Genomic DNA, 26944 nt, shown 5'->3' on the forward strand with positions numbered 1-26944 from the left:
AATGAACATTCAATCACTGATCAGTAAGATCAAACGCAGTAAACAGATGGCAAGGCGGCTAAGCGTTGTTGTGCAGCCTGACGCGCTCTATTTCTCTTCTTTGCCTGATGTTGAGTTGGCGCCGTCAGTCCCTTATCAAGGTTCTTCATGGCAAGAAACTCTGCTAGATACGTTACGAGAATCAAATATCTCAGAGGTTGCTCTGGATGTGGTAGTGAACTCGAACCTGTACCAAACCTATCAGATTGAAAAGCCAAGTGTTCCAGATGATGAACTCGCTGGTGCATTGCCGTTTTTACTCAAAGATCTGGTTAGTGAGCGAGTTACTGAGATAGTCGCGGACGCTGTGGCTCTCCCCAATAGCAGTAAGCTACAAGTTTATGTTCTGTCACGTACAGTGGTCAGTAACTTATACCACAGCCTGAAAGCATTAAATATCGAGCTAAACAGAGTCTTAGTCGAGGATGAAGTCTGGGGCCATACCAGCGAGTCAGCCAACTTTTTACTGCTTCAGCGTAGCAAGCAAAGTCAGTTCAGAGTCAGCGCTTTCGTTGGATCCCAATGTGCGTTCCAAAGAACGATTCGTGGTATCGCTTCTCCTCTGACCGGTGTTGCCAGCAGCGTGTTACAGCTAGATGGTATAGCGTTAGAGCTTCAACGTTCAATTGATTATCTCTCGTCTCAGTTAAGGAGTGTCTCACTTCATCACATGCAAATCTGTTGTGATGAAGAGGAACAACAACAGATAGTCGAGGCTTTGAGTGAAACGCTAAGTGTCAAAGTGTCACTGCTATCTGAAGCTCAACAAGAGTCTGGCGAGATACTGGTGCAAACGGCACAGGAGCTGGAAGAGGCAGAGATCAACCTTTTCCCATCAGAGCTCAAAACTAAGAAGGACTATTTCACTTTAACCAATGTCGCCTTGGTATGGGGTGTAGTCAGTACTGTTCTATTACTTAGTGCTGCTGTGTTGAACTATCAAAAGTCTCAGTTAGCTCAAGAGCTGCAATTGTACCGTGCAGAGGTAGCTGAATTTGAAAGACAGTCCGCCAGCTTAACCCAGAGGTTAAATCAACATAAACCTACCCCTGCTAAGGTAGCGGCCGTAGCGCGGCTAAAACTCGAAATAGAGGCGAAGCGCAACTCTCTTCAAGCGGTTAGTGAGTTCGATGAGAGTCAGCAGATAGGCTATTCCGGAGTGATGCGCTCACTGGCCGCTCTGGGACGCAATGATATTTCATTGAGTAAGATTTCAATTAATGCGACAACGCTTGATTTATCTGGCTTAGCGCGAAATCCGCAAGCCATACCAAGCTGGATCAATCAGTTTAAGTCAGAGTTGGACTTGGTTGGTCGAAGCTTTGAAAAACTAAAAATAGGCCGTAACGATCAAGGCATCATTACCTTTGAGCTTAAGACGACTCAGGAGAGCAATTAATGCAGCAGTATTGGCAGCAGTGGCAGGAAAAGTTTGCTCAACTTAGTGCTCGGGAAAAATGGTTGATCGCTTTGTGTGGGGTGGTTGTTTTAGGCTTGGGGCTATTTACCTTTCTGGTCGAGCCTGCGCTTAAGAGCAATCAGGCGGTAGTGAAGCAGATTTCTGCAACTAAGCTTAACGCACAACGCCTGGAAGCCGACATCTTGTTAATGACGGCTAAACTTAAAAAGGACCCTGACCAAGAACTCAATATGGAGTTCAAACGTTTGATGGCAGAGAGTCAGAATCTTTCGCAACAGTTAGCAGAAATCGTTGAGAACCTGATTTCACCTAGTGAGATGGCATTATTGTTGGAAGACGTACTCGCGGGGACAAAAGGTTTAAAACTGGTTGCACTTGAGTCAATGAAGGCGGAACCGATTGTAAGTAATGAGCAATCAGAGACATTGTCGAGTTACTACTTACATCCAGTCAGACTTGAGGTGACGGGTAACTACTTTGCTATCGTCGACTACTTGGAAACGCTAGAAAGCTTACCCATGAAGTATTACTGGCGGAGCTTTCAATACACAGTCGAAGCTCATCCAATCGCTCGGTTAGTGCTCGAGGTTTATACTCTAGGTTCCAGACAGGAGTTTATTGGTGGTTAACAAGTGGCTAATAGCCGTATTAATGCTTTTTGCAACAAATGCCTGGTCTGCGCAGGATCCTACCGCTCCTTTGGGCTGGACCAAGCAAGAGCAGCCTAGTGCCAAACCAAAAAAGGTTCGTCCACCTTTACCAAGGTTACAAGCCATAGTTTGTCTGGATGAGAAGAACTGCTCCGCGACCTTGTCAGGAGAAGTGCGACTAGTAGGCGAATTGATAAATGGTTATCGATTAAATCAGGTAGATTCAGACGCTGTGATTCTATCTCGCGGTAAGCAGCAATGGAAATTAGAACTCTTCTCTATGGAAGTTAAACAGTAAGGTCAGTGAAATATATGCGTAAACTCGCTATCGCAATCACGATTACATCGCTATTAGCTGGTTGTTCTATGGGGCATCGCGACCCGATAGAGGCTAAGAGTGCACTCAATCAAGTGATTAATGAGCAAAATAGCCGTAGCCTTGAAACCTTGCCACCTTCTGTTGAAGCGGACTTGATGCCGGAACTGGTTAGCGATGATATGTCTGCAAACCAGACCATTAAACGTTTTCGAATCAAGGCAAATGGCGTTGAGGCTAAAGCATTTTTTACCAGCTTAGTTAAAGGCACCGAATTCAGTGCTGCTATTCACCCAGATGTCACTGGCGAAATAACCGTTAATTTAAGTGATGTTTCTCTTGATGAAGTACTGTCTGTTGTTCAGGACATGTATGGATATGATGTGGTTAAAACGGGCAATGTAATTCAGATATACCCTGCTGGTTTACGGACTGTCACTCTTCCGGTCGATTATCTTCAGTTTAAGCGCTCAGGGCGCTCACTTACTTCCATCTCAACCGGAACGATTACCAATACAGACGGCAGTTCATCAAGCTCCTCTTCGGATTCTAACTCTTCGTCATCTTCTAACAGCAGCTCTACCAACTCGACACGTGGTGGTACTGAGATTGAAACCATCAACGAAAGTGACTTCTGGCCGCAGTTAGAAAGTGCAGTATCGCAACTAATCGGTTCAGGCAGCGGTCAGAGCGTAGTGGTTAGCCCGCAAGCGAGCGTCATCACTGTGCGTGCTTTTCCTGATGAAATTCGAGAGATTCGTAACTTCTTGATGGTATCCCAGCAACGAATGCACCGTCAGGTTATTCTCGAAGCTAAGATCCTTGAAGTGACCTTGAGTGATGGTTATCAACAAGGCATTAACTGGTCGAAAGCCTTCACCTCAAATGGCACAAATTACACACTGGGTCAGGGCTCTACCATTAAAGACTCCACAACCGGTTTACCTGTCACTCTGCCTGGTTTAGATGCTATTGGTACCTTGTTAGGCGGACAGTCCAACCTGGTTATTTCCAGTGGTAGTTTTGAGGCAGTGTTGAGCTTTATGGCGACGCAAGGCGATCTCAATGTACTTTCAAGTCCGCGTGTAACGGCATCGAACAACCAGAAAGCGGTGATTAAGGTTGGTACAGACAGCTACTTTGTGACCGATTTTTCAGCCAATACTGACTCGAGCAGCTCTACAACCAATACCACAACAGATATTGAGCTTACGCCATTTTTCTCTGGCATCTCGTTGGATGTAACGCCGCAGATTGATGATCAGGGGAATGTGTTGCTGCACGTTCACCCAGCAGTTATCGATGTAACCCAAGAGCAGAAAGAGATTAATTACGGCTCTAACAGTCTTACCTTACCTCTGGCAACCAGTTCGATTCGTGAGTCAGACTCTGTCATCCGTGCGCAAGATGGGGACGTGGTCGTCATTGGTGGGTTAATGAAATCGAATACTGTTGAACAGGTATCCAAAGTGCCGTTTTTAGGCGATGTGCCTGCACTTGGTCATCTGTTCCGTAATACCAGTCAATTAACGCAAAAAACGGAGCTGGTGATTCTACTCAAACCGTCAGTTGTCGGTATTAACACCTGGCAGAAAGAGTTAGAACGTTCCAGAGATTTATTACAAGAGTGGTTTCCTGACGAGCAGCAGTAACTATGTACCTCGAGCACTTTGGTTTTGAGAGCTTACCCTTTCATCTTACCCCGGATACTGAGATGTTCTTGGGGTTGGAGCCGCATTATGAAGCCATCCAGACAGTGATGTCTGCGTTAGCGATGGGGGAAGGCTTAATCAAGGTGACGGGTGAGGTTGGGACTGGCAAAACCATGGTGTGCCGCGTGATGGCGAAGTTGTTTGAAGACAATATACAACTGGTTTTTGTGCCAAATCCGGCTTTGAATGGTGAGCAGTTACGTGCCGCTGTGGCCAGTGAGTTAGGTGTTGAGAACCGCGAACCTGCATCAATTGTCGATGATATTCAGTGTCGTTTAATCGAGTTGGCAGAGCAAGATAAGCAAGTGGTGGTGTTGGTCGATGAAGCGCAGGCGCTCAGTGATGATGCTTTAGAAGTACTACGGCTATTCGGTAATTTGGAAACCGAGCAGCGTAAACTGCTACAAATAGTCTTGTTTGGTCAGCCAGAGCTAGATGAACGGTTAGCTCAACATCACTTAAGGCAGTTTCGTCAGCGTATTACATTTAGTGCCCAATTACGTGGCCTGACACTGGATGAGGCGGTGGCCTATATCGATAACCGCTTGAGTAAAGTAGGTGGTAGTACATCTCTGTTTACCCTTAACCATAAGAAAGCGATTTGGCGAGCAAGTAAAGGTTACCCGAGATTGATCAATCAAATCTGCCATAAGGCGTTATTGATCGCTTGCAGCCAGCAACTTATCCACCTTACTAACCGACTACTCTTTGCTGCTATTCATGATACGTACGATAGTTGCAAACCTAAATTTAAGAGCCCGTTACTATGGGGCTGGAGTTAAACAATGAGTGCAATTAATGACGCGCTTGCCAAGTTGGCCAAACAGTCATCGGATTCTAAGATGGCGATTACCAAAGCTGAGGTTGCCCCAGTAAAGCGACGCTCTGTGCTGCCTTGGGTAGTGGGTAGTTTTGGGCTGAGTTTAGCTGTCGGCGGTTGGGCGATATCGCAACAAGCGCCAATGCCTCCAGCTTACGATGTACTTGAACCAGCAATTAATCATGTTGAACTGGCTTCCCCAACGCAGAAAGTCACTCTAAGCCAGCAACCTCTTTATCAGGTCGAGAAGGATACTGGCCATTCATCCAAAGCAAATGGCGTTAAAGAGACTCCTCAGATTACAGCTCAACCTAGTGTTGAGGCTCAGCCGTTACAGCTGGCGAAAAATAGTACCGTAAGCAATAACGCAGTTAATACGACTAGCGCGCCATCGGGTCAGGTGGTGATAGAGCAGGTAGAACTTACTCCACAACAGTTGTCAGATAAAGCGCAACAGCGAGCCAAAAAAGCGCTTGATAGTAACAATCTCTCAGAAGCGTTAAGCCAATATAGCGAGGCTTTACGTTATACCCCTGCTGATACTCAAGTGAGAAAACGCTTATCCGCCCTTTACTACGGTAAAGGTGAAGTAAGAAAAGCGGCTGAGATCCTGCAAAAAGGTATTGCTCTTAACTCGGAAAGCTCTGACTTACGTTTATCACTGGCCAAAATGTTGATGAAAGAGCAGCAGAATGGTGTTGCTTTAACGGTGCTAAGTGCCATGCCGAGCTCAGCGTCAACCGAATATCTTGCCCTGCGAGCTGCACTTGCCCAAAAAGAGAAGCAAGATGCTATGGCTCTAGAGAGTTATCAGAAGCTAGTGGCACGTGAACCTGACAGTGCGCGTTGGTGGCTAGGCTTGGGTATTCAGCAAGAGCGAGCATTCGATTTAGCTGCCGCTAAAAGTTCATATACTGAGGCGTTAACTAAGCTAGGGCTCTCCAACCAGTCACAACAATTTATTCGTGACCGCCTGACCTTGATTGCTCAACTAGAGGATACCAGCAGTGAAAATTAAACTAAGAAAGCGTCTGGGTGACTTGCTGGTTGAAGAGGGAATCATTACCGAACAGCAAGTTGAACAGGCTCTCAACGCGCAGAAATCAACCGGTCGTAAGCTCGGGGCGATGTTGATTGAGCTTGGCTTCTTAAGCGAACATCAAATGCTGACGTTCTTGTCTCAGCAGCTTGATATTCCATTGATTGATCTAAGCCGTGCGAATGTCGACATTGATGCGGTACAGCTGTTACCGGAAGTTCATGCTCGACGTCTCCGGGCGCTGGTTATCGGTCGTCAAATGGACACCCTAAGGGTCGCAATGAGTGATCCAGCGGATCTGTTTGCTCAGGAAGCATTGCTTGGCCAGTTATCACAGTATGCGATTGAGTTTGTGATTGCTCCTGAAAAGCAGCTAGTCGAAGGGTTTGATCGCTATTACCGCCGCACCAAAGAGATTGCTTCTTTTGCTGAGCAGTTGCAGGCCGAACATCAGGTTACCGAAGCGTTCGATTTCAGCATTGAAGGTGAAGATAGTGATGAAGTGACAGTGGTTAAGCTGATCAACTCACTGTTTGAAGATGCTATCCAGGTTGGTGCCTCGGATATCCATATTGAACCTGATTCCAACGTTTTACGTCTGCGTCAGCGCATCGATGGCGTATTGCATGAAACTTTACTTAATGAAGTGAATATTGCCTCTGCACTGGTGTTGCGCCTTAAGCTTATGGCTAATCTGGATATCTCGGAAAAACGTCTGCCTCAAGATGGCCGCTTTAATATCCGAGCCAAAGGTCAGTCGGTTGATATTCGTATGTCGACCATGCCCGTTCAGTATGGCGAATCTGTAGTAATGCGTCTGCTCAATCAGTCTTCAGGAGTGCGCAAGCTTGAAGCTTCAGGCTTGCCAGAGGATCTTTTGCTTAGGTTGAGACGTCAGCTACGTCGTCCTCATGGCATGATTCTGGTGACCGGACCAACCGGTTCAGGTAAAACCACCACCTTGTACGGTGCTCTGAGTGAGCTCAATGAGCCGGGCAAAAAAATTATTACCGCCGAAGATCCGGTCGAATACCGATTACCTCGGGTTAATCAGGTGCAGGTAAACCCTAAGATTGACCTCGACTTCTCAACGGTTCTCAGAACCTTCTTACGTCAGGATCCGGATATTATCTTAGTTGGTGAGATGCGTGATCAGGAGACGGTTGAAATAGGTTTGCGCGCGGCACTGACTGGTCACTTGGTGTTGAGTACTCTGCATACTAACGACGCAGTAGATAGTGCGCTAAGAATGATGGATATGGGGGCGCCTGGTTACCTTGTTGCCAGTGCCGTTCGAGCGGTAGTTGCGCAGCGTCTGGTACGTAAAGTCTGCCCCGACTGCAAAACGGAAGCTGAGCTTGATGCTGCCGATAAACAGTGGGTGGCGCAACGTTTTCCGAATCAGGTCGAGAGTCGTTTTGTGAAAGGCCGCGGATGCCAGAACTGTAACCTGACTGGCTACAGAGGGCGAATCGGTGTGTTTGAGATGCTTGAGCTTGAGCAAGATATGATGGATATGCTTAGAGCGAATGATGCGGTTGGTTTTACTCAGGTGGCTCGTCAGTCCCCGAGTTATAAGCCACTGTTGGCTTCCGCGATGGAACTCGCCCTTCAGGGCGTAGTGAGTTTGAGCGAGGTTATGACCCTGGGTGAAGGGGACTCTTCCGGCTCAGCTCAAGCTATCTATATCTAGGGGGGATAATGCCAAACTTTCGCTACCAAGGTCGACAAGCCGATGGCTCAATCGCTTCAGGGACTATCGAAGCTCCTACACAAGATGCGGTTGCAGAGCAGTTGATGAGTAAGGGCATTATTCCTACCAGCATCAAAGCGGGCGGGGCTCAGGCAGCGTTTCGTATTGACTGGAAAGCAATGCTCACTCCAGCCATTCCACTGGAAGTACTGGTTATCTTCTGTCGTCAGCTGTACAGCTTGACCAAAGCAGGTGTCCCTTTACTGCGTTCGATGAAAGGTCTGAGCCAGAACAGCTCAAACAAGCAGTTACAAGAGGCACTTGAAGCGGTGACACAAGAACTCACCAATGGTCGCAGTCTATCGAGTTCGATGCAAATGTACCCGAAAGTGTTCAGTTCACTGTTTGTCTCCATGGTCCATGTTGGTGAAAACACTGGCCGGCTTGATCAGGCGCTACTCCAGTTGGCGAACTACTATGAGCAAGAAGTTGAAACCCGTAAACGAATCAAAACAGCCATGCGTTATCCGACGTTTGTGATTAGCTTTATCGTTGTAGCGATGTTTGTTCTCAACGTAAAAGTGATCCCGCAGTTTACTAGCATGTTTGCCCGTTTTGGTGTTGATCTGCCGTTGCCAACACGAATACTAATTTCAACTTCAGAATTCTTTGTTAATTATTGGCTACTAATGGTCGCTATCATGGTAGGTGCCTTGTTTGCGCTTAGGGCCTGGATAGGTACCGCTAATGGGCGGGAGAAGTGGGATAAGCTCCGTCTTCGAACTCCTGTCGTTGGTGAACTGGTTAACAGGGCTCAGTTGTCTCGGTTTTCCCGTACTTTTGCTTTGATGCTCAAAGCTGGGGTGCCGCTCAATCAGTCGTTAGCGTTATCCGCTGAGGCGTTAGGTAACCGATATTTAGAAAACCGGCTACTTGAGATGAAGGCCGCGATTGAAGCCGGTAGTACCATCTCATCTACTGCGATTAACAGCGGTGTTTTCACTCCCCTGGTTATCCAGATGATTTCGGTAGGTGAAGAGACCGGGCGAATCGATGAGTTGTTACTAGAAGTAGCGGACTTCTATGATCGTGAAGTTGACTATGACCTGAAAACGCTTACCGCACGTATCGAACCGATATTGTTGGTTATCGTAGCAGGGATGGTTCTGGTTTTGGCTCTTGGTATCTTCCTGCCAATGTGGGGAATGCTCGATGCTATCAAAGGCTAGTTCCAGCGCTTTTTCAGAGCGTTCGAAGCTAATGATATGGTTGCTGGTGGTATTAGTACTAATCCTCAGCCTGTTACTGGCTTGGCGAAATGTAGAGGTCAAAGCCAATGATTCGGCGTTTTTACTCGCGACACAAAGGGTAGTTGAGCGGGCGAGTTACTATAAGCAGCAGTGGCTATTAGCAAAACGAACTACGCCACTTGAGATAGATGGTCAGGTGTTGAACTACACTAATAGTGGTTGGGTTACTCCAGTTGATAATAGTCAGCAAACAAGTTGCGTTTTTTGGTTAGAAATTCTCTACCCGGAAAAAGAAATCTTAGGCAATGAACCTTTTAAGTTTGTCGATGAGTCGGCAGAGCACAATTATAGCTGTAGTTATTTTTATCAACAGGATAAAGTGGTCACTATCAATCTGATAGGTAACAGATTTTCTGCCAAGGTAGGTTTCTTAGCTGAGTCTCATAATTGATATGTGGCTAGTAGCAGAAGTAGGAAAATTCCGTATAATACGTTGTACTAAATAGTAGGTTATTAGTTTATGACTCACAAACAATCTGGTTTTTCATTGGTCGAATTGGTCGTTGTTATTGTGGTGGTTGGGTTACTTGCCGTTGCAGCGCTACCTCGCTTTTTGGATGTGACTGATGAAGCGAAAAAAGCCAGTGTTGAAGGTGTTGCAGGTGGTTATGCGACCGGCGTGTTATCTGCACGAGCTCAGTGGGAGGCGGAAGCAAGGCCATCGGTCACCATTGATGGAACAGTGCGTAATACTGTTAACTACGATGGTGTCGACTTTTGGTTAACCAGCTCCGATCAGGCTGGTGGTGATTTCAGAGATGGTTACCCTTATGCCATCAATAATGATGACACTAATTTTCCCGGAAGTTTGACAGATGACATCTGCATCGCGCTGATGTCGAACCTACTTCAGAATCCGCCAAGAGTGGGCACAACTGCTCAAGCTGAGGCTGATTCAAATATTAAGTATTCAGCCCAGGCTGATGACGCGGCTTCAACTTGCACCTATATTCAGCAAGAGGGCAATAGCGAAAATCAGTTTGTTTATGAAATTGAAACAGGTCGTGTGACCGTAACTCTGCAGTAATGCGCTATAAAATAGAGAGATAGAAACGATGAAAAGACAAGGCGGTTTCACCCTTATTGAACTTGTGGTAGTCATTGTTATTTTGGGTATTCTGGCCGTAACTGCGGCGCCACGTTTTTTGAATTTACAAGGCGATGCACGACAAGCATCTCTGCAAGGTCTAAAAGGCGCTATGGATGGTGCGGCAGGTATTGTCTACGGTAAAGCTGCTATTGAAGGTAAGGAAACTTCAACCACAAATACTTTGGTTGGAGATATCCAAACTGTCTATGGTTACCCAACCGCGTCTGCTGATGGTATCGCACAGGCTGTTGTGGGTCTGAGCAGTGACTGGGATGTAGTTTCTTCTAGTGTTGGCCTAACGGGGATTGGTTATACGTTTAAAGGTCAAAATACCGCAGACTTTACGTCATCTACTGGCTGTTATGTCGAATATCAGCAAGCAACTTCTAGCGCGGTATACAATATCAATCTGCAAGATGATAAGTGTTAATGAAAATAGCCAGCGTAAGCTGGCTTTTTCTTATCCCCAAATCCCCTTAGAGCTTCTCAGTTTTCTTTAAGAAACAACGACTCTTAGTTAACGTGATATATAATCAAAGTAACTAAATGTTCCTCGGTAGCTGGTAATGGTTAGGCTAAAAGTCACTGGATTCACAATAACCGAATTGATCGTTGTCATTCTACTTGTATCGATCGTGTCGGTTTATGCCGTTAGCCGCTACTCCGGTACCTCTGGCTTCTCTCCTTTTGTGGCTCAGGAGCAGGTGATCTCAGTCATTCGCCAGATTCAGGTCAATCGCATGCAATCGAATGTCGATATTGACGCTGTGGTTGGCAACAGCAACTTTTCCTTACGCTTATTGAACGACTGTATTGGCTCTCAAGCAGCCTGCGCAGAGCGCAATCAAAGTCGCAGTGATTGGGTGGTGATTGAAGACGTTACCTTTACCTCTAATGTTGGCGATCTAGTCAATTTTGACCTGCTGGGGAGCCCCAGTGATGTTGTTGCTCCTGTCCTTATTGAAATGCGTTCTACAGATGGCACCTGTACTGGGGTTGAAATAAATGCCATTGGCTACGTTTCGCCACGGGGGTGCTAATGAAGCGTAAACTTGGCTTTACCTTAATCGAGAGCATCATTGTTATTGTGGTGATGGGGCTGGCTATGGTGACCATTACCAGTTTTCTCGTGCCACAAATAACGCGTTCAGCAGACCCTTACTACCAAACTAGAGCGGCGGCGTTGGGACAAAGTGTTATGTCTTCAATATTGGCTCGTGGCTTTGACCAAAACAGCGATTTTACTGGTGGCTTTATTCGCTGTGATGAAGTCATTGTTGGCCAGCCGGCTGTCAGTTGTACCGCAGAGGACGACTTTGGTGCAGAGGAAGATGAGGGAGTTGATGCTGACGCCATTCGTCCACAGTTATATAACGATGTTGACGACTTTATTGGCTGTTGGGAACAACAAGCTGCCAACGGATGTCGTGATTTAGATTTGTTACTAGGAGATTCCAGCTACCGCAATTTCCGTTTGGATATTGATGTGACTTATGCAGATGGAACAAGTTTAAAGAGAATTAATCTGGTTATTTCTGCAGCCGATCAGACACCAGTGACCCTGGATGCTTATCGAGGTAACTATTGATGAAAGCCAAAGGTTTCACGTTAATTGAAATGGTGATCACGCTAATTGTTGGCGCGATTCTGGTGTTAGGTATCGCTGGTTTTGTTGAGTTGGGGGCCAGGGGGTATTCAGATACGGTAGAACGCCAGCGGTTACAAACTCAGGCAAAGTTTATTCTGGAGAAAATGTCGCGAGAGATCCGCCATGCGGTACCAAACATGCTTAGCAGTAGCACAGTGCTGCCACAGGCGACCAGTTGTATCTCTTTTTTCCCAATTGTTGATTCTGGATATTATGCCGTGTCGGGAGCCGACATACAGTTTGTAGTCGGTCAGCAAGGCCTCTCAACTGATGATATTGATGACTTAACTTTGGTGATTAATCCTACTCAAGCTAACCCCGGCAACAATGTATTTCCTCTCACTGATGTGAGTAGTGCTAACGACACCTTCTTTATTTCTGACGTAGCCAATGATTTGGTCGGCAACTCAGTGTCGAATCGCCATTACATCTATAATCCTAATGGGCGGGTAGATTACTGTCTGGTTGCGGGGCAATTACGTCGAGCGGTAAATGGACTCAATGATTTACCCTTATCAGATACTTGGGTGGACGGTACGCTTGACTATATACCTGCCACAGTTCAGGCCAATGGCATTGTTGACGTTGATATCACTCTTAACAATGCACTGGGAGACGAATCGAGTAACTTTCAGCAGCAGATACAGGTGCTAAATGTTCCGTAAAAAACAGCAAGGCAGTTTATATATAGTGGTTATTTTTGTGCTTGTTGTGATGGGGTTTCTGGCAACAAGCCTTAGCCGTATTAGCTGGTCAAACAGTGATAGTCACTCGAAGGATGTGGTAGGTACGCAGGCAGCATTGTTAGCGCACTCTGGCAACGAGTGGGCGCTAAAAGAAATTTATGATATTGCAGGCGCAGACTCAGTGGCCAATGAATGTGCAGCAATAGATGGGACGGCGATAAATCTATTTCAAACCACGGTCAGTTGCCAGAGTGTTCAGGTAAGTTGCCAGGCAAGAGGTGGACAACTTGCGGATGGAACTCAAATGTATGTGGTGACCTCAGTAGCAAATTGTGGAACAGGGATAAATCAGATGCAGCGTAGCCAGCAAGTATGGGTTAGGGAGTGATGATGAAGGCGTTTTATAAGCTGATATCCGCAGTATTATTCTCAGTGGCTGTTTGGCTGCCATCAATAACGCATGCGTCTCAATGTTTAGTTGCTGGTAGCGAAGTTGATGCGCGAAATGGCTTCTGTTTTACCTTTAAGATTGATTCTGACGGCACAAATCGTGTTCGTCTAGAAAGTAGTCGCATTTTTTACCCTCTCTGGACGGATGATTCTAGATTCGCACGTTATCGCCCGGCTATTTACGAAAATAATTATACTGGTGAGCGCAAAGAACGTACCTTTAGGGTTCAGTTTGTCCGCACTTCGAATTGGAATGCACGTTTTATCACAGGCACACTTAGTTACTCCATTGATGGCGTCCCCCAACCAATTGATGAGTACTTCGATTTATCTAGTGCTACTGGTGCTGACAAATTCAATCCGAGAATTCGGCTTAATTTAGTTGGTTCTCAGTTCAATGATCCAGACAAATACTGCATTAGTTCAGGTTCTTGTGTCGATATAGATCCATTTGAGGTAGATGTTTGCTCTTACGTGCCTAATGGTTTGCAAACGAACTTTTACACATCTTCACCTCAACGTCCCCATGGGGTTCTCTCGGTGTCGGGGGGCAATAACAAGGTATTCCCAAACAGCAACGATCCTCAATATTCTTTTGAGGCAATTTTTCAGCCGAGTAATCTTTGTAATTTTCCTGACGGATCTTCAGGGCTGTGTAGTTTCGACGCGACAAAAACACACAGCACATTACCCATGCCGACACCTAATTACAGCCATGGTAACGATGATCTGACCTGTAACAACAATCGAACATGCAACCTGAGTAGTGGTCGACATAAAGATATTACGATTAAGAAAAACGCTGTTCTAAGGTTAACTGGCGGGGAGTATTGGTTAAATGAACTGAAATTTGCAGAGAAGAATGCAAAACTAGAAATTCTTGCACCAAGTATTGTTCACTACAAAAAGATTCACTTTGAAAAGTCTGGAGTCAGGATTAACTATAGAGGAAGTAGCCATGACTTACTCTTTATTGGTCATGGCGCAGATGCAGATATAGATATGGATGATGGTGATAGCGTTAACTATCGTATCAATGCGTTTTTTTATATCGACCCTCAAGCTAGCGATGGCTTTGATATCGAAGGGACAAATATTGAAATTCGTGGTGGTATCACAGCACACAGTATCGAAATGAGTGGTCGAAATAGTCGTATTCATGCACTTAGCTGTAACCCCACCCCGGATCCGGAAGTTGAATCGATAGTCATCAAACCCTACAACTACCATCTGACTTGTGAAACTGGTGATGACCAGATTGTTGAGGTCCATGTTTTAGATAGCGATGGCAATTATCTTTCGGGTTATCAACCGACTTTAATTCAGGAAAATGGAAATAACCTGAGTATTAGTTTTATTGCTGAAGCGAATGGTATTGCTCAATACCGAGTAACTACCACACCGACCTCCACTATCGGTGACTACGACCTTAAAGCAAGCCTCACTGCGGGAGGACAAATATTCGAGGATACTGACCAGATTAAATATGTACCGTATAAATTTGAGGTCGAAGATCAGTATGTGATTGCGGGTCAGAACAATCAGGCTAGTGTCAGTGTTAAAGCCTGTAGTAATAGTGATGAGCTAATCACATTAGGTTATACGGGGAGTCCTACGGCGAGTTTTTCCTATCAAAGACCCTCTTCCGCCTTGGTTGATACGAATGATTTCATTTTTAGTGCCGAACTAACAGACTCGAATCGCGACGCCGATTTTATTTTTAAAGAGTCTGGTCATATTCGAGTGACGATGACCGATAACAGATTTGTCTGCGATGATGACCATTGTCCTGTTGAGGGCGGGGCATTAAAAGGCCAGTTTGATGTCTACTCGCGGCCATGGAAAATCGCAATTTGTAATGTGGCTGAGGTGAGTAATAGCTCAAACCTCAACCCAGCGACTACCACAGGTACCCCGGGTTTTATGCCATCTGGTGATGATTTTACTGTTAGCTACATTCCTATCGTACATGGTGACTCAAAAGGCAACGCAACTGATGAGTGTGCTTACCCACAGACTGGAAACTATGGACTTGATAATGGCCCACTCAACTTAACTTACAGCGTGACTTATCCAACAAGCTCAGCGGCCGATGGAATACTTACCCCAGAGACGGTTTTTGCATTTGATAGCGATAATCTGATCAGAATAGTGACTCACAACTGGAGTGAAGTGGGAACTATTCAGTTCACGACAGGGGCGACTTACTTAAACATGGATCTTGATAGTGACCAGCAAGAGATTGGGCGTTTTTATCCTAAGTTCTTCAATGTCGTCAACACCCCGAGTTGGGATTATCCAGGCAACCAGTCTTTCGCCTATATGAATCAGCCGTTTAACGGTGTGTCCTTTGATGTCGAAGCGTTAAACGCTCAGGAGCAGGCAGTGCAAAACTATGCTAGCTTTGATTCTGACTTAACTGCGGGCTTTGTTCTGTTCGAGCCAGATTTTACCGAGCGATTTAACTCGCCCACACCGAGCAAACAGTGGGCACTCACATCACAACGTAGTATTGGTACTTTCACATTGGATGATGCTGCGCCTTCGACTGATTGCGAAAGTGAACTGTGCTGGGAAAAGGCAGCATCGGCAGATGGCTACGAAGATGGTCCATTTAATGGTGCAGCTGGCACCGCATCAAATATCTCGATAACTGACACCGGAGTATCAAACCGAGATCCTGTCGATTATCAAACACCAGCAGAAGGTGAAGATGATCCTCGTGTGCTGACACTGCAACCGGATATTCGTTTTGGACGAATAGAGCTGGATAGTGTTGGTGGAACGGTTAACTCTGAACTGCCAATTCCGCTGCGAGTGGAGTTCTGGGATGGCAGTCGCTTTATTACCAACACCGACGATAGCTCCACAGAGGTGGATGGCAGTAACGATGCAGACGATAATCGCAATATCTGGGTTGAGCCTAATCAAACCGCTTTTGAGGTTACCTTCGGTGATGGTGGTCAAATAGCCGCTGGCCAATCTCGAACCATAACTGCCACTCATGCCTCCGATGTTCGCCAGCAGACGCAGGTATGGTTAGAGCTGGATAATGCCAACAATGAGCTACCCTGGCTGCGTTACCGTTGGCAAGATGATAACCGAGTTGAGGTAAATGGAGAGCAAGATCCCTCTTCAGTGGTTACCTTCGGAATTTATCGCGGTAATGATCGGGTGATCTTTCGTGGTGAACCTGGCTTAACTGGACAGTAATTACTGCGTTTTTTTTGCCCATCGTTAGGAATCTGTTAGAAATTGCGTGTTTCAGCCCATGTTTACACTTCAATGCCTTGCTGTAGCGGCAAGGCATTGGTACATTTAGTGCAATTTTCTATCTTATAATTCTTTCAGGACGAGCGAAGAATATGTTCAAAAAACTTCGTGGCATATTTTCAAATGACCTATCTATCGATTTAGGTACTGCCAACACTCTTATCTACGTTAAAGGACAGGGCATTGTCCTAGACGAGCCTTCTGTCGTTGCAATTCGTCAAGACCGTAACCGTGCGGGCAAAAGTGTCGCCGCTGTCGGACACGCTGCAAAGCAGATGTTAGGCCGTACACCAGGTAACATCTCTGCAATCCGTCCAATGAAAGATGGCGTTATTGCTGATTTCTATGTGACTGAGAAAATGCTTCAGCACTTTATTAAGCAAGTGCATGACAATAGCGTTCTAAAACCAAGCCCACGTGTTCTAGTTTGTGTTCCTTGTGGTTCAACACAAGTAGAGCGTCGTGCTATCCGTGAATCAGCACTAGGTGCAGGGGCTCGCGAGGTATACCTGATTGACGAGCCTATGGCTGCAGCGATTGGTGCTGGCCTGCGCGTTTCTGAGCCAACTGGTTCAATGGTTGTTGATATCGGTGGTGGTACAACAGAAGTCGCGGTTATTTCACTTAACGGTGTGGTTTACTCATCTTCAGTACGTATCGGTGGTGACCGTTTTGATGAAGCGATCATCAACTACGTTCGTCGTAACTACGGCAGCCTGATTGGTGAAGCGACTGCAGAGAAAATCAAACATGAAATTGGTTCTGCTTATCCTGGTGATGAAGTAGAAGAGATCGAAGTTCGTGGTCGCAACCTAGCTGAAGGTGTACCGCGCAGCTTTAGCCTTAACTCAAACGAAATCCTGGAAGCTCTTCAAGAGCCTCTGACAGGTATTGTTTCTGCAGTAATGGTAGCACTAGAACAGTGTCCTCCAGAGCTGGCTTCAGACATCTCAGAAAACGGTATGGTACTAACTGGTGGTGGTGCACTACTTAAAGATCTAGATCGTCTTCTAACTGAAGAAACGGGTATTCCAGTCGTTATCGCAGAAGACCCACTAACGTGTGTTGCACGTGGCGGTGGTAAAGCTCTTGAGATGATCGACATGCACGGTGGCGATCTATTTAGCGAAGAATAACTGAATGATCTTGGTTTGATTCCAAGATTGGCAAGATAAGGATCTCATATTCCATGAAGCCTATTTTTGGCCGGGGACCTTCACTTCAGCTACGTCTGTTTTTTGCCGTCATTCTATCAGCCAGCCTTATGCTGGCTGATAGTCGTTTAGGCGCATTTGCCCAAGTACGTTATCTGCTCAATAGTGTGGTTGCCCCAATCCAATATTTAGCGGATGTCCCTCGCGTGATGTTTGATGGCGCGTATGAGCGCTTTAACATTCGTCAAGATTACATGGAAAGTACTCGCACTCTTAAGCGCGAAGTACTACGCCTGAAAAATGATCTACTACTGCTTGACCAGTATCGTGAAGAAAACCAGCGACTACGCAAACTACTTGGTTCATCGTTTATTCGGGATGAGCGCAAAGTAGTGACAGAAGTAATGGCAGTCGATACTTCTCCTTATCGCCACCAAGTTGTGATTGATAAAGGTCAGATTGATGGCGTTTACGTCGGTCAGCCGGTTGCCAATGAGAAAGGTATTGTGGGCCAAGTGACGTTTGTTTCGGCGCATAATAGCCGAGTGTTACTGCTTACCGATAGTCTTAGCGCGATTCCTGTGCAAGTGATTCGAAATGATATTCGAGTTATCGCCTCAGGAAATGGTAAGTCAGATCGTATTAACCTCGATCACATACCGATCAGTCTTGATATCGAAGAGGGTGATCTGCTGGTAACGTCAGGGCTAGGTGGTATATATCCGGAAGGCTTCCCTGTTGCGCACGTCGCTGAAGTTGAACGAGATACTGCTCGTGAGTTTGCCTTGGTTGAGGCAGAGCCTGTGGTCGACTTTGAGCGTTTACGTTACTTGCTATTAATCTGGCCGAATGATTCTCGTCAGGAGAAGATCCAACAAGTACTGCCTGAGAGTTTGGAGGAGTAATATTAATGGCAAATAGTGTACTAAAGGGTAAGCTTGTCATTACTTGCTCCTTCTTAATCGCTTTGACTTTGCAGACTATTCCCTGGCCTGGAATGCTCGATTTGCTGCGCCCGTCATGGTTGCTATTAGTAACCTGTTATTGGGTGCTGGCATTACCTCATAGAGTTAATGTTGGCAGCGCGCTGATTTTAGGCTTACTGTGGGACTTGTTGCTAGGGTCAACCTTAGGTATCCGCGGTATGATGATGTCGATCGTGATTTACCTGATAGCGCTGAATTTCCTCGTGATACGTAATATGGCGTTATGGCAGCAAGCGATCTTGATTGGCATTATGTCTATGGTTCTTGATGTACTGATTTTCTGTGGTGAGTACTTGATTCAGGATGTCACATTTAATCCGGTCTCCCTCTGGAGCGGTTTGATTAACTGTATTCTCTGGCCATGGATGTTCCTATTAATGCGTCGTGTCAGACGTCATTGGCATATAAGATAAACAATGAAAAAAACACTGATTTTGGCTTCAGGTTCGCCAAGACGTAAAGAACTTCTTTCCCAGTTAGGTTACTCGTTTTCTGTGGTCAAAACTGATGTAGAAGAGTCTCTTCAGCCGGGTGAGAGCGCAAGGCAATATGTTGAGCGCTTATCCAAAGATAAGGCGATGGCAGCGGTGGTGCTTGAGCCAGAATCAGTGGTTATTGGCTCGGATACCATAGTCGTTTGTGATGATGTGGTATTGGAAAAGCCAGATGACTTAGCGCATGCTAAACAGATGTTACTGATGCTTTCAGGTCGGGCGCATCAGGTGATGACAGCAGTGACTGTCGCAACAAAAGAGAATCAAGAAACTGTAGTGGTATCTACAGACGTATGGTTCAAAACCCTGTCAGAACAAGAAGTAGAACATTATTGGCAAACGGGTGAACCGTGCGATAAAGCTGGAAGTTACGGTATTCAAGGCATAGGCGGGCGATTTGTAACCCGCATTGAAGGCAGTTACTACGCTGTCGTAGGCTTGCCGCTATACGAAACTGACCAGCTCTTACAAAAATTTTTATAATTATTTTGAGGTGCGCTCATGAGTGCAGAGTTGTTGATCAACGTGACCCCGAGTGAAACTCGTGTGGCTATGATCGAAGGTGGAACCCTACAAGAGATCCATGTTGAACGTGAAGCAAAGCGCGGAATTGTCGGAAATATCTATAAGGGCAAAGTGAGCCGTGTCCTACCGGGAATGCAGGCCGCTTTTGTCGATATTGGCTTAGAGAAAGCAGCCTTTCTCCATGCCTCTGATATTGTTCCCCACACTGAATGTGTTGCTGAAAATGAGAAACAACAGTTTCAGGTGCGCGATATCTCCGAGCTGGTTCGCCAGGGTCAGGATATTGTTGTGCAAGTGGTTAAAGACCCGCTGGGTACTAAAGGTGCGCGTTTAACGACGGATATTACTTTGCCTTCCCGTTACCTGGTCTTTATGCCAGGGGCGAGCCATGTTGGTGTGTCACAGCGAATTGATAGTGAAGAAGAGCGCAACCGACTGAAGAAGGTGGTTGGCCACTACTGTGACGAAAATGGTGGTTTCATTATCCGTACTGCGGCAGAAGGTGCTGATGATAAAGAGCTATCGCAAGATGCTGCATTCCTTAAGCGCCTTTGGTCTAAAGTGATGGAGCGCCGCAGTAAATACAAAACTCGTGCGACTCTGTATGGTGAGTTAGGCTTATCTCAGCGTATTCTGCGTGACTTTGTTGGCACTGAATTAAATAAGATTCTGGTCGATTCGCGCACAGAGTTTGAGAACCTCAAAGAGTTTACTTCCGAATATGTCCCTGAGTTGACCGATAAACTCGAGCTGTACGAAGGTGATAAACCAATCTTTGATATGTATGACACCGAAAACGAAATTCAGCGTTCGCTAGAGCGTAAAGTGGATTTGAAATCAGGTGGCTACTTAATCATTGATCAAACAGAAGCAATGACCACAGTGGATATCAACACGGGTGCTTTTGTCGGCCGCCGCAACTTGGAAGAGACGATCTTCAACACCAATATTGAAGCGACTCAGGCGATCGCGCGTCAATTAAGACTGCGCAACCTTGGCGGTATTATCATTATCGATTTCATCGATATGGCGTCGGATGAACATCGTAACCGAGTTCTCACCTCATTGGAGGCAGCGCTGGACAAAGATCGTGTTAAGACCAATATCAACGGTTTTACTCAACTCGGCTTAGTTGAGATGACTCGTAAGCGTACCCGCGAAAGTATTGAGCATATCTTATGTTCATCTTGCCCTACCTGTGAAGGGCGCGGAAGCGTTAAGACTGTTGAGTCTGTCTGCTACGAAATCCTACGTGAAATTACCCGAGTTAATCGCGCATACGATGCTGATAAGTTTGTTGTTTATGCTTCTCCTGCGGTGGCAGAAAGCTTGCAAGGCGATGAGTCTCACGCACTGGCTGAGCTTGAAGTGTTTATTGGCAAACAGGTCAAGATTCAGGCTGAACCTTTGTATATTCAAGAACAATTCGACGTTGTGATGATGTAAAGGTTGTTTGTGAGCTCGACTACCACTCGTCTGATTCAAATCTTTCTATGGCTGACCGTTACAGTTTTGGTTTTCCTTGCGATTACTGTAACGGCGCTTCGTATCACCTTACCTCAACTAAATCACTTTCAGCCTCAGATTCAGGCTTGGATCAACCAGGGCTCTGGACTCGATTTTGAAGTGTCAGGTATTCATGGTTTCTGGCGTAACGCGCACCCTTCGATCTCATTACAGGGGGTAAAGGCGAATACACCTGAGAGTAGTGATATCCACTTTTCTGCGGACACTGTTGAGGTGGAACTGGATCTGATCCAGTCATTGATCCAGAGGGAGCCAGTCGTTGCTGATCTGAAAATCTATCAACTTAACCTCGACATCACTTCGGTAGAGTGGACGAACACCGAACAAACCCCAGAACTAAAACCGCAAGGTGAGCAGAAAGGGGTTCTGGAGCAGTTGGATAAATTGCTTCTGCGTCAGCTCGATAGCTTTTCACTGACTCAGTCAAAAATCGATTTTCTCGGAATTGATGGTACACAACGTCAGCTGGCAATCGCTAAGCTGAAGTGGCAAAACGATGGTAATCGACATCTGGCAGACGGCGAGATTAGCCTTTCGGGTAGTGAGCTCAACTCTGCACAGGTCAAAGCAAACTTTGTTGATTTTGGTTCGCTGACGGATGTCAGTGGTGAGTTCTACGTTTCTGCGCAAAATGTATTAGTTACCCCATGGTTAACCAAATACCTTCAGAGTGAAACTGGTATCGACAAGGGTCAGTTGAGTTTCAGTAGCTGGCTGACATTGCAACGTAGCCAACCTATCAGTGCTTATGTAGAGCTAGAGTCATCAGAACTCAGTTGGAAAGAGGGTAAGCAGCACGAGCTGTGGATCGAATCTGGCGTGTTAGAACTTGAACCAAGCAATGATGGCTGGCAAGTTAATGCTCACTCACTCAATCTCAGCACTGATGAGACGCAGTGGCCAGAGCTTGATGTTGCATTTGATTGGCAGCCCGAACAGTGGCGACTCAATATTTCTCAACTTGATATCTCTGCTATCACTCCACTGGTTAAACTTGCTCCGGAATCAAAAGCAACCACTGAACTGCTAGAGAAGCTGACCTTAGGTGGCCTAGTTGAAGATGTCCGTGTTTCAATGGGAAAAAGCATTGATACACTTAAATACTCGGCAGAGTTATCACAGGGCACTATGTCACAATGGGAACTGCTACCCGGAGTCCATCATCTTTCTGCGTCCGTGTCAGGTGACATTCACAAAGCCAAAGCGCGAGTTAACCTGATTGACGATGTGCTTCCTTATGGTGATGTATTCCAGGCGCCGCTGAATATCAAACAAGGCCAGGTCGACATCATCTGGCAAAACAATGATAACGGCTGGAGCTTGTGGGCAGATAAAGTCACAGCCGCGACGCCTGACTTGCAGGTGCTTGGTGCATTCCGTCTCGACTTCCCGGATAACAGCAGCCCATTTCTATCCTTCTATGCTGAAGCAAACCTGTTTAACGCAGGTGAAACATGGCGCTATCTACCGACTTTAGCTCTGGGGCGCGAGCTGACTGACTACTTGAGTACCGCTATTCAGGGCGGAAAAGTCAATGCAGCCAAACTCCTATGGTATGGAGAACTCGGTGATTTCCCGTACCACAATAACGATGGCATGTTTCAGGCTTGGGTGGGGTTAAAGCAAGCTAAGTTTAGTTTTGATACTGCCTGGCCACCAATCACAGACTTACAGCTCGATCTGTTATTCCAGAACGACGCTATGTATCTTGATTCACGCAGCGCAACTTTGATGGACGTGACTGCCAAGCGTATTACTGGTCGTATCCCTGAACTTGCTGAAGGTGGCCATATTGAGATTGAAGCTCAAGCCGTTGCTCAAGGTAATGCGGTAAGAGACTACATGACCGCTTCTCCGCTGGTCGATTCCGTTGGTGCTGCATTAACTGCAGTGCAAGTGGATGGTAAGGTCGAATCAAGCTTCCAGCTCAACATTCCGTTTAGCTCTGATAAAGAAGCTCGTGCATGGGGATATGCGGATTTAGCTGACAATCATGTAACGATTGAGTCTCCACCGATGACCTTAGAAACGGTGTCAGGCAGAGTTGAATTTGACAATGACGTTGTCAGTGCAGCGGGTCTTTCGGCAGATCTCCTCACTCAACCGGTTTCGATAGATTTTCGTGGTGAGAACATTGCTCAGGGCTACGGTGTAGCAATCAATGTTGTCGGTGACTGGGATGTTGATCCTCTTACGCCTTACCTCGGTAACCGTTGGCTTGACCCACTTGAAGGTCACGCCCCGTGGCAGATGGATATTGATATCCAGCTTAACGATGTTGGTTTTACCTATCAGATTGATACCGAAGCCGATCTTAGGTTAGTAAGTAGTAACTTCCCGGCACCTTTGACCAAGACGGCAGGTGTTGCCGGGAAGGGGCGACTACAAGCATCAGGAAACCAAGAAAGCATTACCGCTCGGGTTCAGTTCCCTAATTTCAAATATCAGGCTGAAATAGATATTCGCCCAGACACACCAGTATTAACCGATACTAACTTAGTGCTAGGCAAAGGAAGCTTTAAGATCAGCCCGGTCGCGGGTCATCAGGCTCAAGTTCGGTTAGACAAACTAAACCTTGATCAGTGGATTGATTTACTGGCAGTAGAGCAAGGGCCATCCAAAGCGGTCTTAGCGCAAATGAATACGCCTCAGATCCCGCTACCTGCCCGAATTGACCTCGATACTAAGGAGCTGACTCTGGCGGGAATCGAGTGGAATGATGTTGATTTTACTGCCAAGCGTAAAGGCCTTGGCTGGTACATGAACTTAGATAGTCAGGAAGCTAAGGGGGAGGCCTCTTACCTTGAACCTTATGACCTTTCGGTGTCACTGAAGCGTCTGCATGTTTATATTCCTAAGCTGGAAACTGCCGAGTATAAAGATAAAGGTATGTTTGATAGTGAAGACCAGCAGGCTCCGCTGATTAGCCACTTCGATCGAACATTCCATCAACAAGTGCCGAATATTACCTTAGCGATTGATGACTTCTGGTTCCAAGGCTACAAAGTCGGTAAGACTCATCTCGACTTGCAACGTCAGGGTGAAAAGCTGGAATGGAAAAAGCTCACCTTTGAAAGCGGTGCGAATAAGGTGGATATGAAAGGCTGGTGGCAATTGGGTGATACAGAGAGCCATACGCGTTTCGATGTTTCCATGTCCGGTGAAAATAACAGTGATGTTATGGAGCGATTTGGCATCTCTTCCGGTATTCAGCGTGCCCCATTTGAGCTCAATGCAAAGGTTGAATGGGATGGCTCTCCTTGGTCTGGAAAAATCGACACCTTACGTGGCGAGGTAGATACCAAACTGGGTAAAGGAACGATTTCTGATGTGAGTGGTGCGGCACGATTACTCGGACTGTTTAGTCTCGATTCGATTATTCGTAAGATGCAGCTCGATTTTAGTGATGTGTTTGATAAAGGTATGGCGTTCAATTCCATTACTGGTAGCGGTTCAATTCGCAACGGCGTGTTCTTAACTAATGACATTAAGATGGACGCTGTAGCGGGTGAGATGACGATAAAAGGCCTCGCCAACCTCAATACCCGAACCGTTGATGCAGAAGTGAACTTCACTCCGGATATTACTTCTGGTATTCCCGTTTTGACGGCATTTGCGGTCACGCCGCAAACTGCGCTTTATGTTCTGGCTATCACCACAGTGATATCGCCGGTAGTTGAAGTTTTCACTCAGGTTAACTATGAAGTGAAAGGCCCGTTAGATGCCCCTATAGTTAAAGAACTGTCACGCAGTAAAGGGGAATTCAAACTCCCTGAAACTCTGAGAGATGCGATAAAGTAAGGATCATAACTCATGGAACGAGTCGGACTAATTCAGATGACTTCGGGTCCCAACCCGCAGCAAAACTTAGCTTATATCCAACAGCAAGTTGCTGAGTTATCTCGGTCTGGTGCAAAGCTGGTAGTCGTGCCGGAGAACGCCTTGGTGTTTGGCAGTCGTCGCGACTATCATCAATGTGCAGAAGTGCTAGGCGAGGGGGATATCCAGCAGGCTCTGGCACAACTGGCCCGAGAGGAAAGTATCTGGTTACTTATTGGTAGTATGCCAATTCAGCGTAGTAACGGAGTGACCACGACATCGCTTCTGTTTGATCCTAATGGCGCTTTAGTTGCGGATTATGACAAGCTGCATATGTTTGATGTCGATGTTGCAGATGGGCACAAACGTTACCGAGAGTCAGAAACCTTTACTCCAGGTGAGCGTATTGTCTCGTATCAAACACCGTTTGCCCATCTTGGTCTGACTATCTGTTATGATGTTCGTTTCCCAACTTTATACAGCGAGCTGGCCCGTTCAGGTGCCAACATTATTTTTGTGCCTGCTGCTTTTACCGCAGTGACAGGAAAAGCGCACTGGGAAACACTATTACGTGCACGAGCTATTGAAACGCAATCCTGGCTGGTCGCGGTAAATCAGGTTGGAACGCACCCGTGTGGACGAGAGACCTGGGGCCATTCGATGGTTATCTCGCCATGGGGAGAGGTTGTCGCTAGCCTTTCCGATCAAAAAGACAATTTATTGGTCGATATCGACCTAACTCAAGTAGAAGAATTAAGAGCAGCGATGCCAGTAGCTCAGCATGCTCGGTTCAGCAATCAGTTACAACATTAAGAGCAAAGTATGACCATAAATCACGTAGAAGATGCGTTGTTAAAAACCGCAGGGCTCAGCGAACAAGATATTGCTGATACATTATCGAGCATTGCGACTCGTCAAATCGATTATGCAGACATCTATTTTCAGTCAAGCTGGCATGAATCGTTAGTTCTTGAAGACAGCATTATTAAAGATGGCTCGTTCAACATTGACCGTGGTGTTGGGGTTCGCGCTGTAACTGGCGAAAAAACGGGCTTTGCCTATTCTGATCAAATCCAACTAGAGGGTTTGAAGCAGAGTGCTATCGCGGCACGCGGTATTGCGCAACAAGGTCAGAATGGCCGTGTACAAGCATTCAAGCGTAGTGACAATCAAGACTACTACGGCGCTGTCAATCCACTGGAAAGCTGGAAGAAAGAGCAAAAAACACAGCTACTAAAAGAGCTGGATGCTTACATCCGTACTAAAGAGCCACTGATTAAAGAGGTGTCTGTTAGCCTTAGCGGTGTTCATGAACAGATGCTAGTGGCTGCAACTGACGGAACATACGCTGGCGATATTCGTCCGTTGGTTCGTTTATCTATCAGTGTCCTGGCACAAAAAGGTGATCGTCGTGAGCGTGGTAGCTCAGGTGGTGGTGGTCGTTTTGGCTATGATTTCTTCCTGACTGAAAACGAAGGCGCAAAGGTTGCTTACCAGTATGCTGATGAAGCGATTCGTATGGCTTTAGTTAACCTTGAAGCTGACGCAGCACCTGCAGGCACTATGCCAGTTGTACTAGGTTCTGGTTGGCCTGGCGTCTTGCTACACGAGGCGGTAGGCCATGGTCTGGAAGGTGATTTCAACCGTAAAGAGTCGTCAGTATTTAGCGGCAAAGTTGGCCAAAAGGTGACGTCAGAGTTATGTACCATCGTTGATGACGGTACCTTGAAAGACCTTCGCGGCTCACTGAATGTTGATGATGAAGGTGTCAGCGGTCAGTACAATACTCTAATCGAAAATGGTGTACTGAAAGGTTACATGCAGGACAAGCTCAACGCGCGTCTGATGGGGGTGAATCCTACCGGTAATGGCCGTCGTGAATCGTACGCTCACCTACCAATGCCGCGTATGACCAACACTTACATGCTGCCGGGTCAGCATACACCGGAAGAGATTATCTCAACGGTTAAGAAAGGCCTTTACGCACCGAACTTTGGCGGTGGTCAGGTCGACATCACGTCTGGTAAGTTTGTTTTCTCTGCTTCAGAAGCCTACTTGATTGAAGACGGTAAGATTACTCGCCCAGTAAAAGGCGCGACACTTATCGGCTCAGGTATCGAAGCGATGCAACAAGTCTCTATGGTCGGTAATGACTTAAGTATTGACCGTGGTGTAGGTATCTGTGGTAAAGCTGGTCAAAGCGTACCTGTCGGTGTTGGCCAGCCAACATTGAAGCTGGACTCTCTTACTGTTGGTGGTACGGAGTAGCAACGCTTCGTTACGAGAATCGAGA

The 26944-nt window shown here is 46.4% G+C and carries 24 protein-coding genes; all 24 read left to right on the forward strand.

Annotation, left to right across the window (positions count from 1 at the left end):
* Position 1: 1 nt before the first annotated feature.
* The 24 genes from RH46_RS03155 to tldD all read left to right on the forward strand — a co-directional run bounded on the left by RH46_RS03155 (position 2) and on the right by tldD (position 26919).
* Positions 2-1438 (forward strand): hypothetical protein, encoded by a 1437-nt coding sequence (locus tag RH46_RS03155; protein ID WP_006877961.1) that lies wholly within the window; start codon positions 2-4, stop codon positions 1436-1438.
* The gene (gspM, locus tag RH46_RS03160; protein WP_006877962.1) at positions 1438-2088 is read left to right on the forward strand and encodes a type II secretion system protein M; all 651 of its coding nucleotides are present in this window, start codon (positions 1438-1440) and stop codon (positions 2086-2088) included. Before RH46_RS03155 ends, gspM begins: the two co-directional genes overlap by 1 nt.
* The gene (locus tag RH46_RS03165) at positions 2081-2407 is read left to right on the forward strand and encodes a hypothetical protein (protein WP_006877963.1); all 327 of its coding nucleotides are present in this window, start codon (positions 2081-2083) and stop codon (positions 2405-2407) included. Before gspM ends, RH46_RS03165 begins: the two co-directional genes overlap by 8 nt.
* A gap of 14 nt (positions 2408-2421) precedes the next feature.
* Complete coding sequence (mshL, locus tag RH46_RS03170; protein ID WP_006877964.1) at positions 2422-4077, forward strand: pilus (MSHA type) biogenesis protein MshL; 1656 nt, start codon at positions 2422-2424, stop codon at positions 4075-4077.
* A gap of 2 nt (positions 4078-4079) precedes the next feature.
* Positions 4080-4919 (forward strand): ExeA family protein, encoded by an 840-nt coding sequence (locus RH46_RS03175; RefSeq protein WP_006877965.1) that lies wholly within the window; start codon positions 4080-4082, stop codon positions 4917-4919.
* Between the two features lie 3 nt (positions 4920-4922).
* Positions 4923-5975, forward strand: coding sequence for a tetratricopeptide repeat protein (locus RH46_RS03180; protein WP_006877966.1), 1053 nt, complete (start codon positions 4923-4925; stop codon positions 5973-5975).
* Positions 5965-7689 (forward strand): MSHA fimbrial ATPase MshE, encoded by a 1725-nt coding sequence (locus RH46_RS03185; protein WP_006877967.1) that lies wholly within the window; start codon positions 5965-5967, stop codon positions 7687-7689. The genes RH46_RS03180 and RH46_RS03185 overlap by 11 nt, the downstream gene beginning before the upstream one ends.
* An 8-nt stretch (positions 7690-7697) precedes the next feature.
* Positions 7698-8918, forward strand: coding sequence for a type II secretion system F family protein (locus RH46_RS03190; protein ID WP_006877968.1), 1221 nt, complete (start codon positions 7698-7700; stop codon positions 8916-8918).
* Positions 8902-9390 (forward strand): hypothetical protein, encoded by a 489-nt coding sequence (locus tag RH46_RS03195; protein WP_006877969.1) that lies wholly within the window; start codon positions 8902-8904, stop codon positions 9388-9390. The genes RH46_RS03190 and RH46_RS03195 overlap by 17 nt, the downstream gene beginning before the upstream one ends.
* Positions 9391-9459: 69 nt before the next feature.
* A complete protein-coding gene (locus RH46_RS03200) occupies positions 9460-10026 on the forward strand; it encodes a prepilin-type N-terminal cleavage/methylation domain-containing protein (protein ID WP_006877970.1) in 567 nt (188 codons plus the stop codon).
* Between the two features lie 28 nt (positions 10027-10054).
* Positions 10055-10519 (forward strand): type II secretion system protein, encoded by a 465-nt coding sequence (locus RH46_RS03205; protein ID WP_006877971.1) that lies wholly within the window; start codon positions 10055-10057, stop codon positions 10517-10519.
* A 136-nt stretch (positions 10520-10655) separates the two neighbouring features.
* Positions 10656-11129: a type II secretion system protein gene (locus RH46_RS03210; protein ID WP_006877972.1), complete on the forward strand. Its 474-nt coding sequence runs from the start codon at positions 10656-10658 to the stop codon at positions 11127-11129.
* A complete protein-coding gene (locus tag RH46_RS03215) occupies positions 11129-11677 on the forward strand; it encodes a type IV pilus modification PilV family protein (protein ID WP_006877973.1) in 549 nt (182 codons plus the stop codon). Before RH46_RS03210 ends, RH46_RS03215 begins: the two co-directional genes overlap by 1 nt.
* Positions 11677-12402: a PilW family protein gene (locus tag RH46_RS03220; protein WP_006877974.1), complete on the forward strand. Its 726-nt coding sequence runs from the start codon at positions 11677-11679 to the stop codon at positions 12400-12402. The genes RH46_RS03215 and RH46_RS03220 overlap by 1 nt, the downstream gene beginning before the upstream one ends.
* The gene (locus tag RH46_RS03225) at positions 12392-12811 is read left to right on the forward strand and encodes a hypothetical protein (RefSeq protein WP_006877975.1); all 420 of its coding nucleotides are present in this window, start codon (positions 12392-12394) and stop codon (positions 12809-12811) included. The genes RH46_RS03220 and RH46_RS03225 overlap by 11 nt, the downstream gene beginning before the upstream one ends.
* 2 nt (positions 12812-12813) lie before the next feature.
* On the forward strand, positions 12814-16086 hold the full coding sequence (locus tag RH46_RS03230) for a DUF6701 domain-containing protein (RefSeq protein ID WP_040894998.1): 3273 nt from the start codon (positions 12814-12816) through the stop codon (positions 16084-16086).
* A 152-nt stretch (positions 16087-16238) separates the two neighbouring features.
* Entirely contained in the window at positions 16239-17282 is a 1044-nt protein-coding gene (locus RH46_RS03235; protein ID WP_004747218.1) for a rod shape-determining protein, read from the forward strand.
* Positions 17283-17335: 53 nt separating this feature from the next.
* Positions 17336-18205 (forward strand): rod shape-determining protein MreC, encoded by an 870-nt coding sequence (gene mreC, locus RH46_RS03240; protein ID WP_006877977.1) that lies wholly within the window; start codon positions 17336-17338, stop codon positions 18203-18205.
* 5 nt (positions 18206-18210) lie between these two features.
* On the forward strand, positions 18211-18699 hold the full coding sequence (mreD, locus tag RH46_RS03245) for a rod shape-determining protein MreD (protein ID WP_006877978.1): 489 nt from the start codon (positions 18211-18213) through the stop codon (positions 18697-18699).
* A gap of 3 nt (positions 18700-18702) precedes the next feature.
* A complete protein-coding gene (locus tag RH46_RS03250; RefSeq protein WP_006877979.1) occupies positions 18703-19263 on the forward strand; it encodes a Maf family protein in 561 nt (186 codons plus the stop codon).
* Positions 19264-19281: 18 nt separating this feature from the next.
* On the forward strand, positions 19282-20751 hold the full coding sequence (gene rng / locus RH46_RS03255; protein WP_006877980.1) for a ribonuclease G: 1470 nt from the start codon (positions 19282-19284) through the stop codon (positions 20749-20751).
* Positions 20752-20760: 9 nt separating this feature from the next.
* Positions 20761-24633 (forward strand): YhdP family protein, encoded by a 3873-nt coding sequence (locus tag RH46_RS03260; RefSeq protein WP_006877981.1) that lies wholly within the window; start codon positions 20761-20763, stop codon positions 24631-24633.
* Positions 24634-24645: 12 nt separating this feature from the next.
* A complete protein-coding gene (locus tag RH46_RS03265) occupies positions 24646-25464 on the forward strand; it encodes a carbon-nitrogen hydrolase family protein (protein WP_006877982.1) in 819 nt (272 codons plus the stop codon).
* A 9-nt stretch (positions 25465-25473) separates the two neighbouring features.
* Positions 25474-26919 carry a metalloprotease TldD gene (tldD, locus tag RH46_RS03270; RefSeq protein ID WP_006877983.1) on the forward strand — a complete coding sequence of 482 codons (1446 nt, stop codon included), beginning with the start codon at positions 25474-25476 and terminating at the stop codon, positions 26917-26919.
* Positions 26920-26944 lie beyond the last annotated feature (25 nt).

Source organism: Vibrio brasiliensis LMG 20546 (assembly GCF_000189255.1).
GTDB lineage: Bacteria > Pseudomonadota > Gammaproteobacteria > Enterobacterales > Vibrionaceae > Vibrio > Vibrio brasiliensis.

Coding starts and splice junctions, on each gene's coding strand:
- tldD (WP_006877983.1), top strand. CDS start 25,474: ATGACCATAAATCACGTAGAAGATGCGTTGTTAAAAACCGCAGGGCTC.
- gspM (WP_006877962.1), top strand. CDS start 1,438: ATGCAGCAGTATTGGCAGCAGTGGCAGGAAAAGTTTGCTCAACTTAGT.
- mreC (WP_006877977.1), top strand. CDS start 17,336: ATGAAGCCTATTTTTGGCCGGGGACCTTCACTTCAGCTACGTCTGTTT.
- RH46_RS03190 (WP_006877968.1), top strand. CDS start 7,698: ATGCCAAACTTTCGCTACCAAGGTCGACAAGCCGATGGCTCAATCGCT.
- RH46_RS03215 (WP_006877973.1), top strand. CDS start 11,129: ATGAAGCGTAAACTTGGCTTTACCTTAATCGAGAGCATCATTGTTATT.
- RH46_RS03205 (WP_006877971.1), top strand. CDS start 10,055: ATGAAAAGACAAGGCGGTTTCACCCTTATTGAACTTGTGGTAGTCATT.
- RH46_RS03220 (WP_006877974.1), top strand. CDS start 11,677: ATGAAAGCCAAAGGTTTCACGTTAATTGAAATGGTGATCACGCTAATT.
- RH46_RS03250 (WP_006877979.1), top strand. CDS start 18,703: ATGAAAAAAACACTGATTTTGGCTTCAGGTTCGCCAAGACGTAAAGAA.
- RH46_RS03195 (WP_006877969.1), top strand. CDS start 8,902: ATGCTATCAAAGGCTAGTTCCAGCGCTTTTTCAGAGCGTTCGAAGCTA.
- RH46_RS03175 (WP_006877965.1), top strand. CDS start 4,080: ATGTACCTCGAGCACTTTGGTTTTGAGAGCTTACCCTTTCATCTTACC.
- mreD (WP_006877978.1), top strand. CDS start 18,211: ATGGCAAATAGTGTACTAAAGGGTAAGCTTGTCATTACTTGCTCCTTC.
- rng (WP_006877980.1), top strand. CDS start 19,282: ATGAGTGCAGAGTTGTTGATCAACGTGACCCCGAGTGAAACTCGTGTG.
- RH46_RS03230 (WP_040894998.1), top strand. CDS start 12,814: ATGAAGGCGTTTTATAAGCTGATATCCGCAGTATTATTCTCAGTGGCT.
- RH46_RS03235 (WP_004747218.1), top strand. CDS start 16,239: ATGTTCAAAAAACTTCGTGGCATATTTTCAAATGACCTATCTATCGAT.
- RH46_RS03210 (WP_006877972.1), top strand. CDS start 10,656: ATGGTTAGGCTAAAAGTCACTGGATTCACAATAACCGAATTGATCGTT.
- RH46_RS03265 (WP_006877982.1), top strand. CDS start 24,646: ATGGAACGAGTCGGACTAATTCAGATGACTTCGGGTCCCAACCCGCAG.
- RH46_RS03155 (WP_006877961.1), top strand. CDS start 2: ATGAACATTCAATCACTGATCAGTAAGATCAAACGCAGTAAACAGATG.
- mshL (WP_006877964.1), top strand. CDS start 2,422: ATGCGTAAACTCGCTATCGCAATCACGATTACATCGCTATTAGCTGGT.
- RH46_RS03180 (WP_006877966.1), top strand. CDS start 4,923: ATGAGTGCAATTAATGACGCGCTTGCCAAGTTGGCCAAACAGTCATCG.
- RH46_RS03225 (WP_006877975.1), top strand. CDS start 12,392: ATGTTCCGTAAAAAACAGCAAGGCAGTTTATATATAGTGGTTATTTTT.
- RH46_RS03200 (WP_006877970.1), top strand. CDS start 9,460: ATGACTCACAAACAATCTGGTTTTTCATTGGTCGAATTGGTCGTTGTT.